The sequence below is a fragment of the Cohnella zeiphila genome, from assembly GCF_014212055.1.
In the GTDB taxonomy this organism is placed as follows: Bacteria; Bacillota; Bacilli; order Paenibacillales; family Paenibacillaceae; genus Cohnella; species Cohnella zeiphila.
Map to the genome: position 1 here is coordinate 75,409 of NZ_JACJVO010000022.1, position 17,641 is coordinate 93,049.

The window sequence follows — 17,641 nt, forward strand, 5'->3', positions numbered from 1 at the left end:
CCGCTTCGAAGCATCACGTCACTTTTGGGGGATTCAATACAGGGGGGCTCCCCCAAACGTTTCTTTTGGGGGATTTGTTCCTGCCCTGCTACAAAACTGATTCGACAACCGTCTTTTACATGAAAGGGGGGACGGCGGCACGATGGAGGAAGGCCCGCAAGTACCCGAGCTGTTCCAGCGCTTGTTCCGGGAGCATTACCCCGAGGTGGCAAGAAAGCTCTATGCATTGACCGGCGATTATGCGGCGGCGGAGGATCTGTCCCAAGAGGTGTTCCTGAAGCTCTACCGGAGCCCTCCGGATCGGCTCGAGGCCGTGGGTGCCTGGCTGCACCGGGTGCTGACCCGGGTCGGTTACGATTATTTAAGGCAACAGACGTCGAACAAAGCGTTATTGGAGAAGGAAACCGCCCGTATGGCATCTTGGTCGGAAGCCGCCGCCCCTTCGGGAGAGACGGAGGTCATCCGCGAATGGGAAAAGGATGTGGTCCGCCGGGTACTGCAGAAGCTCTCGGACCGGGACCGGACCGCTCTCTTGCTTCGGGAAGAAGGCTACAGCTACGAGGAGATAGCCGTTCGTCTGGAAGTGAACCCGAAGATCGTCGGCACTTTGCTGGCCCGGGCAGAGGCGCGTCTGAAGAAGAAATACGGGCAGGAGGAGGAGCGGAGCGATGGCGGAGGAAGCGAAGAGGAACGGCGGGGAGCCGGGATTTGATACGGAACGGGCTTGGGAACGGTTCGAGAGACGGGCGGCCCGGGAACCGATTCCGGTTTTCTGGAAGCAGGCGGAGGAAGCTTTATGCTCGGAAGAAACCAGGATTGAAGCCATATCGGCCGGGAATCCGGAACAAGACGCGAAGGACGGTGTAAGAGTGATGAAAAAGTTGGAAGCAATCCATGAGGCGCAAGGGTCCCCGGTTGTCGAGGCGACGTCGGGTGCAGGACCGGCAAGTGCGAACGGGGCGAACGGAGCTTGGCGGACGGAGAGACCGGCGAAACGCAGGCTTCGGAGGCTGACCGCAGGGGTGGTTGCCGCCGCCGTGGGCATCGGTCTGTACACCACCCCCTTGGGGGACCGCGTGCTGGCCGCCATGCAGCAAACCTTCCGCATCCAGCATATGGTCGGAGTCGGAATCTCGGCGGATGACATGGCAGCCGTCTCGGATCTTCTGGAGCACGGCTCGCCGGACGGAGACCGGAGCTTCAGCCTCGCCCAATACGGCACCTTGACCCAATCCGGCGGCGGGGAGTCCGTTGCCTTGACTTGGGACGAAGCGGAAAAACGGATGGGCGGCCCCTTGCTCCAACTGGAAAATCCTACGGCCCCCGACTATCAACCGGCAACGACGCTTACGTTCAACCTGAAAGTGAAGGCGGTCAACCGGCTGCTCACCCGTTTGGGCGGCAGCTCCACCCTCCCTGCCGAAGCGGATGGCAAAGCGATTCAGCTGTACGTCCCGGCAGGAATCTCCACGGAAGGAGCCTTGTCAGGCAAACCGGCGCGGCTGCTCGAATTCGGCAAGCCGGAGCTGACCGTGGAGGACGGAATCGATGCGGGCGCCGTCCGCGAAGCGGTTCTGGGGCTGCCCGTTCTGCCGGACAGCCTGCGCGCGAAGCTGGCCGCCATCGGCGACTGGCGGAGCACTCTCCCGGTTCCTGCCCAAGACGGCGTGACGACCAACCTTCGGCTGGGCGGGCATGATGCGGTCATGACCGTGGACGGCTCGCAGCGCTACTTGCTCTGGCTCGACGGGGACCGGATCAGCCTGCTGAGCGTCGATACGAAGGATTTCCCCACGGATTCCGCCTTTCAGAGGGCCGCGGAGGAGCTTGTGCAGCCATGATGATCGATACGTCGGACTTGACCAAGACCTATAACGGCCGCGGCGGCTGCCGCGGCATTACCCTGCAGGTGCCGGAGGGCTGTATCTTCGGCCTGCTGGGACCCAACGGTGCCGGCAAAAGCACCTTCGTCAAAATGCTGGTCGGGCTCCATCGCCCCGATTCGGGAAGGGCCACCGTTCTGGGGCAGCCCCTGGGCCGGCCGGAGGCGCGACGCAAGCTCGGGTATTTGCCCGAGCTGTTTCGCTTTCAGGATTGGCTGACACCGGTGGAGGTGCTTCGGTTCCATGGCCGGTTGGGGGGGCTGAGCCCGAAGGAAACAAGATCCCCCGCCTTCCGCAACCGAGTCCGGGATACGCTGGAGCTGGTCGGCCTATCCGAAGCCGCGAACCGCCGGGTCGGCGGCTTCTCCAAAGGAATGCAGCAGCGTCTCGGCCTGGCTGTCGCCCTGCTCCTGGATCCCGAGTTCGTGATCCTGGACGAACCCGCTTCCGCGCTGGACCCCATCGGCCGCTATGAGATTCGCAGTCTGCTGAAGCAGCTTCGGAGCAAAGGGGTAACGATTTTTCTCAACACCCATCTGTTGGAGGATGTAGAGGAGCTGTGCGACGAAGCCGCCTTCCTCTATGAAGGAGAGCTGCTGGCGTCGGGGCCGCTGGACAAGCTGATCGGCGGTTCGGGCGAGAGCGGGGACGGCGGCGTCAACTGGCGCTTCCGGCTTGGCGGCTGGCTCCCGGAGACGTGGGAGGAACTGAATGATGCCGTCGGCGACGCGCTTTCTGCCATGATGCGGCTGGTCGAGAGCGACGACAGCGGCAACGCTTTTCTGACCGCCCGCGTAACGGACCGGGAACAGGCCGGCTACCTGGCCACCTTGTTCATCCGAAGCGGCTTGACGCTCTACGAATCCGGGCCCGAGCCTAGCAACCTGGAAGCCTGGTTCGTCCGGATGGCCCAGTCCCGCAGAGGAGGTGTCCCGCAATGACGATGTACATCTCCGCCACCTTCAGGGAGCTGACCCGCAAACGGGTGTTTCTGGTCACGTTAATTCTGACGATCATCTTTCTGGTCCTGTTCGCGTTCGGGGTTCGTGAGCTGGCCGGCACGGACGGGCAGAATCAAGATTCTCCCGCCGAACGATTGCTGAACAGCATGGTGCTGACGGTGCTGGGGATTTTCTTCGCGCAGTTTCTGGCGGCCTTCTTCGTCCTCTTCACGACGATGGGGACCGTCACGGGCGAACAGGAGAACGGCCTGCTGCTGGCCGTCGCGGCCCGCCCGATCCCCCGCTGGAAGCTGTATCTCGCCAAATGGCTGGGCCACGCCGTCTGGATCGCCGTATACAGCACGGTTCTATTTGTCTCCGTGGTTTGGACCGTTCACGGCTTGGCGGGGCTTCCCGTATTGGCGGAGGACATGCTGCGAGGCTGGGCGTTGTTTGTCTGGATGCCGCTTCTTCTTCTCACGCTGACGATGCTGGGCTCCGTCTATTTGCCGATGCTGGGCAACGGAATCTGCGCTGCCTTGTTGTACGGGTTCGCTCTTTTCAGCGGGCTGGTCGAAGGGGTGTCGGCCTATGGAGGGATCAATCCCGCCGTGGGAAAATATGTCCTTCTGACCGGGCTGATCCTGCCCACGGACTCCGTCTACCGCAGAAGCCTCTATGAGCTTCTTGGGGGAGCGGATTGGGCCGGATTGGCGACCTCGGACATGGGGCCTTTTTCGATACCGAGCGTGCCTTCCAATGCCTTTCTCCTGTATACGGCAGGGTACGCGATCGTTCTTCTTCTGCTGGGGTGCAGGGCTTTCAGCCGGAAGGACCTGTAGCGAGGTTCTTCCAGGCGACGCCCCGAAGCATCCCGGGCCCAATCCGCGCACAAAAAAAGACACGCATGCGTGTCTTTCGCATTTTTGGGTGATTTGAAGACGAGAGGGGCGTATTTCACGTCCCAATAATATTATTATAAAATTTCGATTCGAATAAGTCTATATTTGGGAAGAAATTTCCTATAATATCTTCCTCGTGTCCACAAGCCACAGACGAACGAGGAGGCAGAGAAGCGATGTTTCCAGATTTGATGCTGCATCCGGAATACAAGCGGAACCAGACGAAGGCATGGTGCGATCAGCTGGCGGCGAAGACGGGGAAGTACGAATTTCCCTGGCGCACAGTCCCCGATGGGAGAACGGCGGAGGACATTTTCACAGACAAGTTGGGCAAAGCGATTCGGGGCAAGGTGCTGGACGTGGGGTGCGGCCACGGAGATTTTACGAGCCGATGGGCGGATCTAGCGGATGAGCTGGTTGGGTTCGACATAACGGCAGGGTTCATCGCGACCGCCAATCGGAACCGGCCGCCGAATGTCCGGTATGTCGTAGGGAATACGCATGACGGTCTGCCGTTTTCCGACGATGCGTTTGATGTCGCCTATACCAAAAAGGGGCCGACGAGCTGGTACGCGGAAGGAAATCGCGTCGTTCGTCCAGGAGGTGCGCTTCTGATGCTTCATCCCGGCGATGGGCTGGGAGCGGAGCTTGCGCGCTGCTTTCCGGGGCTGCTTCCGCAGCCGGAACCGGGAACTCCGATTCGGGATACGGCCTTGGAACGTCTGGCCGCCAGCGGGCTTGTCGACATCGAATGGTCCGTTCTGGAAGAGGCGGGCTGGCTTCCGACGCCCGAAGACGTCTGGGAGCTCGCCTGTTTTGGGCAAAGCGAGGGGTTCTCCCGGTACGTCAGAGAGACGTGCTTCGAACGGATCGTCGATCAGTTCGCAAGTCATGCGGTCTATGGCAAAGGCATCCGAACGACCGGAAGCTTCTACTTCGTGCAGGCGAAAGCCGCCTCCGTCAAATAAGCGCCTCCTGCCGGATCAGCTCCTTGCGGACCGCCTGCACGTCCGACACGCCATTGCCGACGAATTGGGCAGCGGCGACGCCGGCCGCATGTCCGGTGGCGAAGGAAGTGCCGATGACGCGGGCGGAGGCGAAGGCGACCGGGTCGCACGAAATAATGCGGCCGGCGCACCACAAGTTGCGGATTCCCGCGACTTTGAGCGATTGCAGCGGAATTTCGTAAAACGATTTGTCCCGAATGTGGCGGTAGACGGCGGGAGCGCCTTTCTCGTGGATCTCGACCGGCCAGCCGCCTCTGGCCACCGCGTCGGGGCAGCGGACGCCGTTCAGGATGTCTTCCCCTCTCAGCGTGCCTTCACCGACGACGTGCCTCGTCTCGCGAACGCCGATGGCCGGCCCGGTCTGGCCGAGGTAGGCATTTTCGAAGCCGGGTATGTAACGCTGGAACACGCGCAAATAAGACCATGCCTGCCGCCGCGCCGACATTTCGGCCTCCGTCAGGCTCGACGAATCCAGTCCGTTGACGTACTCGTCGGCGAACATCGCCAGCACGTCCTGGGAGCCGGGGAGCCGCAGCACCATTCCTTTTTCTTTGGTCAGGGACGTCTCGCCGTTCAGCTTCGCCTGCTGGATCACTTCGGTGAAGCCGTTCCGCGCCAAATCCGCATGCGGAGCCACGCCGCCGATACGCATAACCAAGGTGCTTGCCTGCACCTGGCCTTCTTCGTCGCCGAACCGAACTTGGCCGCCGGCCAGAACGGAAAGGTCGGCCTCGCCGCTCGCGTCGACGAACGCCGAAGCTTCGACGAGGAAGCGGCCGGTGTGGTCGTAGCATTCGATCGCCCGGATCGCTCCGTCTTCCACGACGGCCCCGATGACCTGGCAGTGCAGCAGCGGCTTGGCGCCGGACGCCAGCACGACCTGGTCGAGCGCGTATTTGGTCGCTTCCGCGTCCAGCAGGACGATGACGTTGCCGGATCGCGGGTTGCGGTACGGTTCCCGGTACATATGAAGCTGGCGGAGTTCCTCCAGCACCTTCTCGCCGACGCCGCCGACGATTTGCTCATACGGATCGCTCTGCGTGAAAAAACCGCAAAACGTCAGCACGGAGCTGTGCGTGGCGGCACCGCCCAAGTAGGGATTTTTCTCGATGAGCAGGGTTCGCATGCCTGCGTTCGCGGCACCGACGGCTGCGGCCACTCCCGCGCTTCCTCCGCCGGTTACGACAACATCGAATTTCATTTTCCTCTCGCTCATGCGAACATCCTCCTTGAAAATCAATCAGACAAGCCCTCTATCTTATTCTTATTCGACGCGGATACATAAAAGTCTTCTAATTTGGCGCTCATCTTTGAAAATTCCTCTTGAAAAAAACCGGAAGTCAGGGGAATGCAGGGCGAAGTGGAACTTTTCGGAAGAAAATGCGTATAACCTGTTGTCGCTTCAAGCGAAGATCAGATGGAGAATGCGGGGGATCGGACAAAGATGGGGAGTTTGGCACCGGATCAAGGCATGGGCATGTTCGGTTTGATTTTCAGGATTTTTCCGATCGTCTTCATCATCGTGCTCGGCTTGATCGTATTCCGCGCGGTGCGGGGAGTCGGGGAATGGAGCCGCAACAACCGGTCGCCGGAGCTCAGCGTGCGCACGAGAGTGGTCAGCAAGCGGACGGAAGTTTCGCATCATCATCACAATACGAACGACTCGTTCCACAGCCACTCGGACACGGCTTATTACGCGACTTTCGAGGTAGAGAGCGGAGACCGCATGGAGCTGAAAATAAGCGGTCGCGAATTCGGAATGCTGGCCGAAGGGGATATCGGGAAGCTGACTTTTCAGGGGACGCGGTATCTCGGATTCGAGCGGGAATGAAATGTTAAAAAAGCGCCCTTCCGGAATCGCCGGGAGGGCGCTCTTGCGCGTCAGCGCGGCCTTACGAGCTGCAGCCGATAGACGTATTCGAACAGGAATTCGAACGCCTCGAGATGCTTCTTGGCCTCGAACGCGTCGCGTCCCCAGGCGTATATGCCGTGCTTGCGCAGCAGAATCCCGGGAATGCGCGGATTCAGGCGTTCCGTTACTTCCGGCACGATGCGCGGAATGTCGGCGAAATTGGAGACGATCGGCACGTCGATGACGGCTTCTTCGTCCCAAATGTTGAACGCCTTGATCAGCTCGACGCCTTCGACCGGGACGGCGCGACGATCCCAGAACAGCTCGGAGACAAGACTGTTGAACACGGAATGGATGTGGAAAATGGCTCCGCAACCGGTAAGCCGATAGATCTCGCAGTGGATCAGCGTCTCGGCGGACGGCTTCAGCTTCGTCGGCTCGCAAGCCCCGCCGGTCTGGTCGACGAGCAGGAAATCTTCCGGCGTGGACGCCGCCTTGTCCTTGCCGCTTGCCGTGACGGCGAAGACGAAGTTGTCCGGCTCGAAGCCGCCGACTCGCATCGACATGTTGCCGCTCGTGCCCGGGAACCAGCCGCGCGAAGCGAGATCGGCTTTGGCGATGCTGAGTTCGCGGTAGATCCGCTGCTTTTCTTCCAGTAGAATCGGTTCGCTCATGAATTCCAGTCTCCTTGCTCCAGATGATGGACGACGTCGCGGAACGTCTCGAACGGGATGTGCGGCAGCCCGAGCTCGCGGCAGCGTTCGGTCAGATGTGACCGGGAGAAGACGAGGTCCACCAGCTTCGCTCCGGCAAAATCGGTGATGCTGTCGCCGATCATGATACGGGTGAAGCGATCCTGCGGGAAGCGGCGGATAATCGTCGTCTTGCACATGCCGCAGTCGTTGTCGCACGCGTCATCGCAAGCGTGGGGCCAAGTGATCCGGACCCGTTCGCCGCTGAAGTCGCTGCCGTTGCAGAAAATATGATCGTGCGGAATGCCGAACGGCTCGAGCAGCGGATAGACGAAAAAGTCGATGCCGCCGCTCGTCACGTAAAATTCCACTCCGTGCTCCCGGCACCAGGCCAGCAGCTCGGAGAAACCGTCGCGGATTCCCGCGTTTTCCAGCACGTAGGCGGTCAGCTCTTCCTTCATGGAGGAGGGTAGCAGCGCGAACATCTCGCCGACGCCTTGACGAACGGACTTCTTCAACGCGACGATATCGCGGACGATCGGCTCCCAACCCGGCGGGTTAAAGTGCTTCATCAGCGCGACGATATTGTCGTTCAGCGTAATCGTACCGTCGAAGTCGCAGAACAGGACGGGGGGCTTGCGAAAAGAATCGGTCATGCGTTCCGTACCCCCCAACGTTCGACGGCGATCCGCAGCTCCTCGTGCTCCTTCGCCGCTTCCGCCAGATCGCGGCCGGCCAGCACGGCGTCGATCGCCTGCCGGAACGCCCGGCCGCCGGCCGCCGCGCCGAGCGGATGTCCGTGAACGCCGCCGCCGGCGTTCACGACGACGTCATGGCCGAAGTCGCGAAGGATGAGCGGGACGAGGCCGGGATGGATGCCGGCGGACGGTACCGGGAACGGCGCCCGGAGCGGCAGGGACGGATCGATAAGGGCCGCTTGGACGGCCAGGTTCTCTTCCTTCGGCATGACGACGGAGCCGTAGGGGGAAGGGAACAGCGACAAGTCCGCGCCGGCGATTCTCGTCAGCTTGCCGAGCAGAAGCGGCGCGGCGATGCCGTGGTAGGGCGACGGGTAGAACGCGCCCGCAAGCGCCGGATGAGCGGCGATCGGCACGTTGATGCCGCTGTCCGCAGCCAGCTCCGCCATCGCGTCGTAGCCGTAGGACAGCACGTTGAACAGGAAGCCGTTCGCGCCGGCGTCGATCGCCCGGCGGGCGTTCTCGCGCAGCTTCGAGGTAGGGCCGGTCAGGTTGGTGAAGTAAATCAGCTTCTGACCGGTCGTCTTCTCGGCTTCGCGCGCGGCGTCCACGCATACTTCCACCCGGCGCTCCAACGGCGTCAGCGGATTCTCGAACAAAATCTCGTCGTCCTTGATCAGGTCGACGCCGCCGAGCGCCTGCTGCAGGAACTGCTCGCGCAGTCCGTCCAGGTCGTAGCCGATGACCGATTTGAAGATGCTCATCAGCAGCGGACGCTTGTCCACGCCGAGCGTCTCGCGAACGCCGGCGATGCCGAAGCGCGGCCCGCTGAACGCCTGCAGGAATTCGGCCGACGGCTGCAGGTCGAGCAGCTTGATGCGGCCGTCCATCGACAGCTTGCCGAACACGGTGACGAGCAAAGCCGGCAGGTCGCGGCTGAAGTTCAGCTCGGGGTAGGCGATCGTAATGTCGGCGTAGCGTTCGCCGGGAGCGGCGCCTTCGGGCTCGTGCGGCCGAACGTCGACGACGAGGCCGAGATGCTTCTCCATCTTCTGCCGCGTCACTTCGGGCAGGTCGGTCCAGCTGCCGACGGTCAGGCCGACGGCGATTCCTTCCGCTTTCTTGCGGAAGTCGGCCTTGTCGTCGTAGAGCCGGTATGTGGCCAACGTGTAGCCTGGCTTCGCGTAGGAAGCGTTGCTCATTTTGTCATCCTTCTTTCTGTTTCTCGTCAAGCGCAGAAGCTCAGTTTGCTCGCCAAAACCTGCATTTGTGCAGGTTTTTGGGGACTTGAGCGGCTTTCGAGGTCTAAAGCCTGCGATTATGCATCTTTTTCCGATGCACCCCCGCGAATCGGGCTCTCAAGCCTTCCAAAACCTGCACATTTGCAGGCTTTTGCGCCCGAGGCCCACATTCGCATGCCAAAAACTGCACAATTGCAGTTTTTGGACGGAATTCATCGCGTGATCAACAGTCCGGCTGCTCGCCAACGTCACTTTTGGGGGACTTCATCCCGGGGGCTCCCCCGAAAGTAATCGGAATTCGGTGCGGAGCTTCACGTCACTTTTGGGGGCATGTTCCCGGGGGCTCCCCCGAAAGTAATCGGAATTCGGTGCGGAGCTTCACGTCACTTTTGGGGGAGCCCATCCTGCGAGAGCGCTTCGTCGGCAATGGCCCGGCCGATCTCGCCGGCGCGCTTGGCGCAGCGGTCCATCGCTTGGCGGACCGCAGAGGCGAAGCCGAGCCGCTCGAGCGTCTCGATCGCCGCCTGCGTCGTACCGTTCGGCGACGTTACTTTGCGCCGCAGCTCGGCTGGCGCTTCTCCGGTGCGGCGCACCATCTCGGCCGCGCCGAGCACCGTCTGCACGGCGAGGTCGCGCGCCGCTTCCGGCGTCAGTCCCTGGGCGGCGCCGGCATCGATCATCGCCTCCATCATGTAATAGATGTAGGCGGGCCCGCTCCCGGATACGGCCGTGACCGTATCCAGGAGGCGCTCTTCGACGACCGTCGTCATGCCGATGGCGTCGAACAAGGCAACCCCGAGCGAGCGGCCTTCCGGAGACAGCGACTCGGAGAAGCTGATGCCGGCCGCGCCGAGACCGATCGTGCTCGACGTGTTCGGCATCGTGCGGACGATCGGATGCGGCCTGCCAAGCAGCGCTTCGATCGTGCCGATCGACAGGCCGGCGATGACCGACACGAGGATCTGCTCGCCGCGCAGCTTCGGCTTCAGGGAGACCAGCGCGGCCGCCGCGTCCTTCGGCTTCATGCCGAGCACGATGACGTCGGCTTCGGACAGCGCGCGCTCCCGGTCTGCGGGATCGATCGCCGGAACGACGCCGTACGTCCGCTCCAGTTCCCGCAGCCGGTCCGCGTTGCTGCGGTTCATCACGCGGATTTGCCGCGGCGAGGAGACGTTTTTCTCCACAAGGCCGCGCAGGATCGCTTCGGCCATCGAGCCGGCGCCGTAAAAACAAAGGGTAGCGTTCGCCGGAAGGGAAGTAGCGGATTGCGTCATGATCGGAACAACTCCTAATTGTTCGAATGGTAAGGCGGTCGGTCTATGGATCAGCCCCGAACCTGGCCGGAGCCGGTCACGATGAATTTGGTCGAAGTCAGCGCCGGCAGGCCCATCGGTCCGCGCGCGTGAAGCTTCTGCGTGCTGATGCCGATCTCGGCGCCGAAGCCGAATTCGAAGCCGTCGGTGAAGCGGGTGGACGCGTTATGATAGACGGCGGCGGCGTCCACTTCCTGCAGGAAACGGTCGGCGTGGCCGGCCGTTTCGGTGACGATGCATTCGGAGTGCATCGTGCCGAACCGGCGGATGTGGTCCAGCGCCTCGTCCAAATCTTTCACGACCCGAACGTTCAGGATGTAGTCGTTGTACTCGGTCGCGTAATCCTCGTCGGTCGCCGCTTTCGCCCAAGGAATCAGCTCGCGGGAAGCGGCGTCTCCGCGAAGCTCGACGTCCCGCTCGCGGAAGCGCTCGGCGAGTTCCGCAAGATGACGCTTCGCGAACGACTCGTGGACGAGCAGCGTCTCCATGGAATTGCAGACGGAGGGACGCTGCACTTTGGCGTTGATCGCGATCGCTTCGGCCATGGCGGGCTGCGCGGTATCGTCCACGTACGTATGGCAGATTCCGGCTCCGGTCTCGATGACCGGCACGGTGGCGTTCTCCACGACGTTGCGAATGAGGGAGGCGCCGCCGCGCGGAATGACGACGTCCAGCAGGCCGTTCAGCTTGAGCATCTCGTCGACCGAGGAGCGGTTCGGATCCTCGATCAGCTGCAAGGCGTCGGGCGGCATCGCGGAGGAGGCGAGCGTCTCGCGCATAATGCCGACGATCGCGCGATTCGATTCCAGCGCGGCGGAGCCGCCGCGAAGCACGACCGCATTGCCCGTCTTCAGGCAGAGCGCAGCCGCGTCGACCGTTACGTTGGGACGCGCTTCGTAAATCATGCCGATGACGCCGAGCGGAACGCGCTTCTGAACGACATGCAGCCCGTTCGGGCGGTCGAACGTCTCGAGCACGTCGCCGACCGGGTCGGGCAGCTCCACGACTTCGCGCACGCCTTGCGCGATGCCTTCGATCCGTTCGGGCGTCAGCTTCAGTCGGTCGAGCAGGGAAGAGGACGTTCCGTTCTCTTTTCCGCGGCTCAAATCCCGCTCGTTGGCGGCGATAATCTCTTCCTGACGGGAGATCAGCGCGTCGGCCAGCCGCAGCAGCGCCTCGTTTTTTTGTTCCGTCGTCAACAGGTTCAGCGCGGCGGCCGCGTTTTTGGCCAGCGCCGCTTTTTGTCTGACTTCACTCATGCAATTGCGCCTCCTTTTTCACATGGGTCGTGACCCAATCGTCCCGATGAATGACTTCGATGCGGGATACGCCCGCCCTCCGGGTCGCCTCGTCGCTTGGGAGACCGGCGGCGGCCACCGTCTGCCAGGCCGAATAGTGCGTCACGCCCCGGCCGAGCGTGCGGCCTTCCGCGTTCGCCACCTCGACGACATCGCCCGGATGGAACTCGCCCTCCGCGCCGGTGATGCCGGCAGGCAGCAAGCTTTTGCCTCCGTGCAGCAGCGCTTCTTCCGCCCCCGCGTCGACGAAAATTTTCCCTTGCGGAACGGCGAGGAAGCCGATCCACTTTTTGCGCGCGGGAAGCGAGTGGAGGGAGGTCGTAAAATACGTCCCTCTGCCGCGCCCGTCCACCGCGTCCGCCAATTGGCCGGGCTCGCTCACCCGGCCGATGAAGGTGGCGACGCCGCCGCCCATCGCGATGCGCGCCGCCTCGATCTTCGAGCGCATCCCGCCCGTCCCGACGCTCGATCCCGCGCCGCCGGCAATGCGGTACAGCTCCTCGGAGATGACGTCGATCCGTTCGATCCTACGCGCGCCCGGATCGACGCGAGGATCGGCGGTATACAGTCCTTCGATGTCCGTCAGGATGTACAAGGCGTCCGCTTTGGCCAGGTTGGCGACGAGCGCCGACAGCGTGTCGTTCTCGCTGAATTTGAGCTCGTCCGTCGCCACCGTATCGTTCTCGTTGATGATCGGGACGACGCCTTGCTTCAGCAGCTCCTCGATCGTGCGCTCCGCATATTGCGAACGCGTCCGGCTGCCGAAGTCGGGCCGCGTCAGCAAGATCTGGGCCACCGCCAGACCGTGTACGCCGAACGCCTCTTGGTAAGCCTCCATCAGCAGCGCCTGGCCGACGGCCGCGGCCGCCTGCTTCTGGTGCACCTGCTGCGGCCGCGCCGCATAGCCGATCCGGCGGAAGCCCGCCGCGACCGCTCCCGACGTGACCAGCAGCACCTGGGTGCCGCTTTTCAGCAAAGACGACAGTTCATCCGCGAAAAAACGGACGCGTTCCCGGCTCAAGCCTCCCTCCTCGGAGGTCAGCGAGCTGCTGCCTATTTTGACGACGATTCGCCTGCTCATCTCTCTCCCGCCTTCGCTAAAAGCATCTGCCGCCAAACAACAAAAAAACTTTCATCCTTCTTCCAAAGGACGAAAGTTGCCTTCCGCGGTACCACCTTCATTGACGCCGTCCCGATCGGGCGCGGCATCCGCTTGAATCCTGGTAACAGCAGGAACTGTCCGGCTCGTCGCCGGCCGCTCGGGGGTGGGAGAAACGGGGAGCCGCGCGGATTCTTCCAGCCAAGGAACCCGCTCTCTGATGCCGCCCGTGTCCGTTTCGTTGCCCGTCGTCGCGTTTGTCGCTTCATGGGAACCGCCCGTCGCAGGCGGCTTTGATTAAATTTAAGATTACCACGCTCACCGGCCTTTGTAAAGGAACGAACGGGGGGATTCGGAGGAGATCGGGAGGAGCCGCCCGCTTCGACAAAATTCGTTCCGAACCGGGCAAGAAAGCGGGGGATATAGGCAGAAAGGTGGGAGGTAGGGAAGAATCTTTGGACTCTACTGTTCCCTTTGCCCGCATGATATAGTCGGCTTGAATCTACCATGCTTTTCCTTATCCTGCCGCTTTCAACCAGAACTGCATCCAATATCGGTACCGATCGATCAATTTGGAGAGGAGTTCACATTCATGTTCGAATGGTTCGAAAAGCTGGTCAAAGACATCGTTTGGAAGGCGATCGACGATTTTCTCGAGGCGCTGCCGGGCGAACTGGAGGACAAAGTATTCGAATTTCTAAGCGGCCTCACAGCCGGGGAGACCATCTCGGCTTCCCCGCTGGTCAAAGTCCTCGCCGTCGACGGCGCGGCGGAGACCGTGACGTTGCTCGTGAGAGGATCTCTATCCTTCGGAGGGGTTACGCCTTTCACGCGCATCGAGATCGTCGTTTCCTCCGCGCGCGCTGACATTCATGCGGACGGATCCGAGCCTCCGATTGCGATCAAACGATGGAACACGGTGCTCGGCGACTTGACGGTCGAGAAAAAGAAGACGTACAAGGGCAATCTCGCCTTCGGCTACGACGATAGCGGAGGAGGAAGCTGGCTCGGCCAGGGCTCGCTCAAGCTGATACCGCTCAGCCTCGGAGCCGGCATCTACGGCGGCTTCAGCGACCGCGGCGTCATTCTCGGCCTGGACGCGGAAGTTCCGAAGGGAGCGTCGATTCCGCTGGGCCCGACCGGGCTGGCGCTTCGCGGCATCGGGGGCGACTTCGCCTACAATTTTATCGCCCGGCTGGAGAAGGACGGGATGCCGATCCCGCAGCCGACGGCGGCCGATTACGTCAAGTGGGCCCGCGACAAAGCGAGCGTCGACCGCTGGCAAGCCGGTCCGATCGATCAAACGTCGGTCGGCGTCGGGATCCGGACGATCATCTGCACGAAGGCCGACGAAGGATATGCCTTCGAAATGAACCCGGTCGGGTTCTCGTTTCTGCTCCCCGGGGGCACGTTTATTTTCGGCGGCAAGCTTACCGTGCTTCGGATCGAAGGCTTCGGCGCGGAAGGCTATTTCGTCTTTGACGCAGCCAGCGGCTCGCTCGCGCTCGGAGTCGGCGTCAACGTGGACATGGAGCTGTTCAAAGGCAGCGGCCAGCTGGACCTTTTTTTCTCGTTCTCCGACCCTGCCGCCTGGTCCCTGGATCTGGGCACCGAGAGCAAGCCCGTCAAGCTTGAAGTGCTGCAAAAAGTGCCCGTTCTTCATCTCCTGTTCTCGCAAAAAGCCGAAGCCTACTTCCGCATCAACCATCACCGCATCGCGTTCGGAGCCGCCTTGGCCATCGGCGGCACGTTCGAAATCGGCGATATCCTGAAGCTCGTCGCCAAGCTCGCCGTTTCGCTGAACGCCTACGTCGGCTGGGATCCCGTCCTCGTCAACGCGCAAATCAAGGTTCACGGCGAAGTCGGCATTCAAGTGTGGAAATTCGAGTTCGTGCTGACCGGCGACGCGGAAGCCGAAGTGTTTTTCCCGAATCCGACGCTGTTCAAGTTCGAGATCAAAGGCAAGCTCAATCTGCCCTGGCCGATCCCGGACGTCGAATTCGGCAAAACGTTCGGCGACGACGTTCCGACCCCTCCCAAGCTCAGTTCTCCTTTAACCGCAGGAACCTACGTCATCGACGGAGCGCCGACGAACCAATCGACGCCGGTGGAAGCGGTTCACATCATCAGCGACATGAAGTGGAATTTGGACGCGGATAAGCCGTGGCCCGATCTGGACCTGGTCGTCCCGTTCAGCCGAAGGGTGACCGACCGGACGGGAAAAGTGGACGCGAGCCAAGCGGTCAGCCCCTCCGTGCAGGGCGGCTATACGGTGACGGACGAGCTGCTCGAGCTGGAATTGACGGACCTGACGCACAACGTTCCCGTTGCCGACGTGAGAGCGGTTTGGGCGGACGGTCCCGGCGGGAGCACGGCGCAGCTTCATGTGCTCGGTCTGGATCCGTATTCGTGGATTACCGCCCAAATCGATACGTCGATAGTTCCGTTCATGGCGCAGGAGCGGACGGTCGATACGTTTTTCGGCTACGGTCCCGCGCAGCCATTGTCCGGCACGCAGCGGTTCGGCGAAGTCGATTGGACGCCGATGCGCGACTGGGACCGGCTGGTGACGGCATTCCGGCCGGAAATCGCGACCCGCATCGCCGAAACGTCCGGCTTCGAGCTTCGCTTTACCGATCGCGGCGGACAGTCTCTTCGAGTATCCGAGGTCGTCTTGTTCCTGATCATGCCGGCGCCGAAACGCTCCTTCGTCGCGATGCCTCTCGTTACCGAAGACGGCGTCAAGGCGGTCTATTACGATCACGGCACCGTGTGGGGCAACCTGCATCTCGTCTCGGCGCGCTTCGACTTTCCGGCATCCGTCGATCAATTCCGGTTGAAGCTCGAGAACGAGAGGCAGCGGCTGAACGTATACGTCGTCCGTTACCGGACGGCCGCGCCTGCGGGAACGGTCGGCTTCAGCAAGAAGCTGCTCCTGCCCGGCCGCTACCGCTTGCACCTGCACGGCGTCTCGTCGGCGGCGCATCCGTCGGGCGGCGCGGGTTCTCCGCTGCCTCCGTCCAAATCCGTCGATTGGAGATACGATAAGGATTTCGAGATCGCCTATCCGGAGACGCTGCGTCCCTACATTTTTTATTCCACGTTCGGCGATGCGGCCCTGTTCGCCAGAACGCAATTCCCGTGGTCGCAGTGGACGGCGGACGCTTGGAATCCGACGCTGTTCGGACTCGGATTCCCGCTGTACCGCCGCTATAAGCTTGCCGTCCGATTCCTCGTTCCGTATGTGAGCGGCATCTTCCCGAGTCCGCAATTGAAGCTGCGCCTGACATACGAGCAGGGCGGCGAACGGACGGAGACCGCCGTTTTGGGCCCAACGGCGGACGGGACAAGCTCCCTGCCTCCGGAGAGCGCGAACTGGATCGCCGCCCGCGGCGGTTCCGTCCCGCCGGACGAGGAGATCGTCATGCAAGCGGCGCTGCCGGCTTCCGGCACGGCGAAGCTGACGATTCTGTTCGAGCACCCGCAGAACGGAGAGGCGCGTCTCGACGAATGGTCCGGCTGCGTGTCGGCATTCGACGATTTCAGGGCGCATATGGCTTGGGGAGAGACGAGCCTGTCCGTCTATTACGACGGCGCGGGGCGCCATGTCGTGCCGGAATGTCCGTTGCCCGGCGGCACGGTCAAGCTGGGCAAGCTCGATCCGATTCGCCATTACGGAGCTTTAAGCGGCATCGGCAGCATCGTTCTGGACAAAAAGCCGCTGGCGTCCAAGTCCGCCGCGGAGGTTTCGAGCGCGCTTGCGGAAGCGGCCCGACCGGCCGATCTGCAGATCCGTTCGGATATCGGATCGATAATCCATTCGATTCCCGATACGATTCAATGGCCGGTGAAGCCTTATCCGGAGGAGCTGACCGTTCCTCCGAGCGATTGGCGCCTGCCGTCGGAGCTCGCTTCCCAGGTCGGACCGTTGGACGGCGAATCGGCGCTTCGTTTCGTCCGGTTCGCCGCGGCGTCCGGCGCGCGGTTCGGAGCCGGAGACGTGCACCTGGCCGGCCTGAACGATACGGTGACCGGCACGACCGTCGAAGCGGTCGTCGACGGGAAACAACGCCCTTACGCGCTATGGCTTCGTACGCCCGAACCGATCGACTGGCGGCGCGTCGGCGCGTCGCTCCGCATTCGCCACGTCGAACCGGATACGGGGTGTCCGAACGGATATGCGTACCGCCGAGAACTCGTCCCGGACGTAGCGGTGCTGCCGAGCTTCGACGGCAGCTCGGCGTGGCTGGTCGGCTCGCTCGGCGGTATTCCGATGAAGCTGCCGCGCGGCGAATATACGCTGACGCTTACGTTCGATTCCCGGAAAGCGGGGCTGCCGCCGTTGTACCCGGACGTTGCGGCGGGGGCTTCGCCGGAGACCGCAAGCCTGCGTTTCGTCATGCCGCTCGGACTGAAGTGGCCATTGCCGGCCGGAGGCATCACGCCGGTCCCGATTCCGATCCCGATCCCGATTCCGATTCCGGTCAAGCCGGTTCCCGTTCCGATCCCGGATCCTCATCCCGAATGGTTGCGCGACGCGGCGTCCTACTTCGCTCCCGCAGCCGGGACGTCCGCGGATTCGGCAGGTGAGACGCCGGATGCGTCCGCCTCCGAGATTTCGTCCGTCGATCGCCCGGCGTTCCTGGAATTGCCGCTGCCCGGACCATTTCGCCGGGTCGCGAACCTCATCTCATCGCTGCCGAAAGGAGAATGAA

The 17,641-nt window shown here is 62.3% G+C and carries 14 protein-coding genes; 7 read left to right on the plus strand and 7 right to left on the minus strand.

What is annotated here, in order from left to right:
• The first annotated feature begins 142 nt into the window (after positions 1–142).
• The 5 genes from H7C18_RS18485 (at position 143) to H7C18_RS18505 (ending at position 4,694) form a co-directional block, all read left to right on the plus strand.
• Complete coding sequence (locus H7C18_RS18485; RefSeq protein ID WP_185130571.1) at positions 143–712, plus strand: sigma-70 family RNA polymerase sigma factor; 570 nt, start codon at positions 143–145, stop codon at positions 710–712.
• A complete protein-coding gene (locus H7C18_RS18490) occupies positions 669–1,841 on the plus strand; it encodes a hypothetical protein (RefSeq protein WP_185130572.1) in 1,173 nt (390 codons plus the stop codon). Before H7C18_RS18485 ends, H7C18_RS18490 begins: the two co-directional genes overlap by 44 nt.
• On the plus strand, positions 1,838–2,824 hold the full coding sequence (locus tag H7C18_RS18495; RefSeq protein ID WP_185130573.1) for an ABC transporter ATP-binding protein: 987 nt from the start codon (positions 1,838–1,840) through the stop codon (positions 2,822–2,824). The genes H7C18_RS18490 and H7C18_RS18495 overlap by 4 nt, the downstream gene beginning before the upstream one ends.
• Complete coding sequence (locus tag H7C18_RS18500; protein ID WP_185130574.1) at positions 2,821–3,666, plus strand: ABC transporter permease subunit; 846 nt, start codon at positions 2,821–2,823, stop codon at positions 3,664–3,666. Before H7C18_RS18495 ends, H7C18_RS18500 begins: the two co-directional genes overlap by 4 nt.
• A 236-nt stretch (positions 3,667–3,902) precedes the next feature.
• Positions 3,903–4,694, plus strand: a complete 792-nt coding sequence (locus H7C18_RS18505) for a class I SAM-dependent methyltransferase (protein ID WP_185130575.1) — start codon at positions 3,903–3,905, stop codon at positions 4,692–4,694.
• On the opposite strand, the gene H7C18_RS18510 is transcribed toward H7C18_RS18505, so the two are convergent.
• Positions 4,687–5,949 carry an FAD-dependent oxidoreductase gene (locus H7C18_RS18510; RefSeq protein WP_185130576.1) on the minus strand — a complete coding sequence of 421 codons (1,263 nt, stop codon included), beginning with the start codon at positions 5,947–5,949 and terminating at the stop codon, positions 4,687–4,689. The two genes, H7C18_RS18505 and H7C18_RS18510, sit on opposite strands and share 8 nt — an antisense overlap.
• 228 nt (positions 5,950–6,177) lie before the next feature.
• Between H7C18_RS18510 and H7C18_RS18515 the strand changes: the two genes are divergently transcribed.
• Positions 6,178–6,564: a DUF2500 domain-containing protein gene (locus tag H7C18_RS18515; RefSeq protein WP_238357790.1), complete on the plus strand. Its 387-nt coding sequence runs from the start codon at positions 6,178–6,180 to the stop codon at positions 6,562–6,564.
• A gap of 50 nt (positions 6,565–6,614) precedes the next feature.
• Here H7C18_RS18515 and mtnB read toward each other — a convergent pair whose 3' ends face one another.
• The 6 genes from mtnB to proB form a co-directional block, all read right to left on the minus strand.
• Entirely contained in the window at positions 6,615–7,259 is a 645-nt protein-coding gene (gene mtnB, locus H7C18_RS18520) for a methylthioribulose 1-phosphate dehydratase (protein WP_185130577.1), read from the minus strand.
• Positions 7,256–7,933 carry a 2-hydroxy-3-keto-5-methylthiopentenyl-1-phosphate phosphatase gene (locus tag H7C18_RS18525; RefSeq protein WP_185130578.1) on the minus strand — a complete coding sequence of 226 codons (678 nt, stop codon included), beginning with the start codon at positions 7,931–7,933 and terminating at the stop codon, positions 7,256–7,258. The genes mtnB and H7C18_RS18525 overlap by 4 nt, the downstream gene beginning before the upstream one ends.
• Positions 7,930–9,177, minus strand: coding sequence for a 2,3-diketo-5-methylthiopentyl-1-phosphate enolase (locus H7C18_RS18530; RefSeq protein ID WP_185130579.1), 1,248 nt, complete (start codon positions 9,175–9,177; stop codon positions 7,930–7,932). Before H7C18_RS18530 ends, H7C18_RS18525 begins: the two co-directional genes overlap by 4 nt.
• Positions 9,178–9,599: 422 nt before the next feature.
• Positions 9,600–10,490, minus strand: coding sequence for a pyrroline-5-carboxylate reductase (gene proC / locus H7C18_RS18535; RefSeq protein WP_185130580.1), 891 nt, complete (start codon positions 10,488–10,490; stop codon positions 9,600–9,602).
• 50 nt (positions 10,491–10,540) lie between these two features.
• Positions 10,541–11,788 (minus strand): glutamate-5-semialdehyde dehydrogenase, encoded by a 1,248-nt coding sequence (locus tag H7C18_RS18540; RefSeq protein ID WP_185130581.1) that lies wholly within the window; start codon positions 11,786–11,788, stop codon positions 10,541–10,543.
• The gene (gene proB, locus H7C18_RS18545) at positions 11,781–12,908 is read right to left on the minus strand and encodes a glutamate 5-kinase (RefSeq protein ID WP_185130582.1); all 1,128 of its coding nucleotides are present in this window, start codon (positions 12,906–12,908) and stop codon (positions 11,781–11,783) included. Before proB ends, H7C18_RS18540 begins: the two co-directional genes overlap by 8 nt.
• Positions 12,909–13,518: 610 nt before the next feature.
• On the opposite strand from proB, the gene H7C18_RS18550 reads away from it, so the two are divergent.
• Entirely contained in the window at positions 13,519–17,640 is a 4,122-nt protein-coding gene (locus tag H7C18_RS18550; protein WP_185130583.1) for a hypothetical protein, read from the plus strand.
• Position 17,641 lies beyond the last annotated feature (1 nt).

What these genes read in the sequence shown, in the direction of transcription:
- H7C18_RS18550 (WP_185130583.1), top strand. Translation starts at nt 13,519, where the DNA reads ATGTTCGAATGGTTCGAAAAGCTGGTCAAAGACATCGTTTGGAAGGCG.
- H7C18_RS18515 (WP_238357790.1), top strand. Translation starts at nt 6,178, where the DNA reads ATGGGGAGTTTGGCACCGGATCAAGGCATGGGCATGTTCGGTTTGATT.
- mtnB (WP_185130577.1), bottom strand. Translation starts at nt 7,259, where the DNA reads ATGAGCGAACCGATTCTACTGGAAGAAAAGCAGCGGATCTACCGCGAA.
- H7C18_RS18525 (WP_185130578.1), bottom strand. Translation starts at nt 7,933, where the DNA reads ATGACCGATTCTTTTCGCAAGCCCCCCGTCCTGTTCTGCGACTTCGAC.
- proB (WP_185130582.1), bottom strand. Translation starts at nt 12,908, where the DNA reads ATGAGCAGGCGAATCGTCGTCAAAATAGGCAGCAGCTCGCTGACCTCC.
- H7C18_RS18490 (WP_185130572.1), top strand. Translation starts at nt 669, where the DNA reads ATGGCGGAGGAAGCGAAGAGGAACGGCGGGGAGCCGGGATTTGATACG.
- H7C18_RS18530 (WP_185130579.1), bottom strand. Translation starts at nt 9,177, where the DNA reads ATGAGCAACGCTTCCTACGCGAAGCCAGGCTACACGTTGGCCACATAC.
- H7C18_RS18495 (WP_185130573.1), top strand. Translation starts at nt 1,838, where the DNA reads ATGATGATCGATACGTCGGACTTGACCAAGACCTATAACGGCCGCGGC.
- proC (WP_185130580.1), bottom strand. Translation starts at nt 10,490, where the DNA reads ATGACGCAATCCGCTACTTCCCTTCCGGCGAACGCTACCCTTTGTTTT.
- H7C18_RS18510 (WP_185130576.1), bottom strand. Translation starts at nt 5,949, where the DNA reads ATGAGCGAGAGGAAAATGAAATTCGATGTTGTCGTAACCGGCGGAGGA.
- H7C18_RS18505 (WP_185130575.1), top strand. Translation starts at nt 3,903, where the DNA reads ATGTTTCCAGATTTGATGCTGCATCCGGAATACAAGCGGAACCAGACG.
- H7C18_RS18540 (WP_185130581.1), bottom strand. Translation starts at nt 11,788, where the DNA reads ATGAGTGAAGTCAGACAAAAAGCGGCGCTGGCCAAAAACGCGGCCGCC.
- H7C18_RS18485 (WP_185130571.1), top strand. Translation starts at nt 143, where the DNA reads ATGGAGGAAGGCCCGCAAGTACCCGAGCTGTTCCAGCGCTTGTTCCGG.
- H7C18_RS18500 (WP_185130574.1), top strand. Translation starts at nt 2,821, where the DNA reads ATGACGATGTACATCTCCGCCACCTTCAGGGAGCTGACCCGCAAACGG.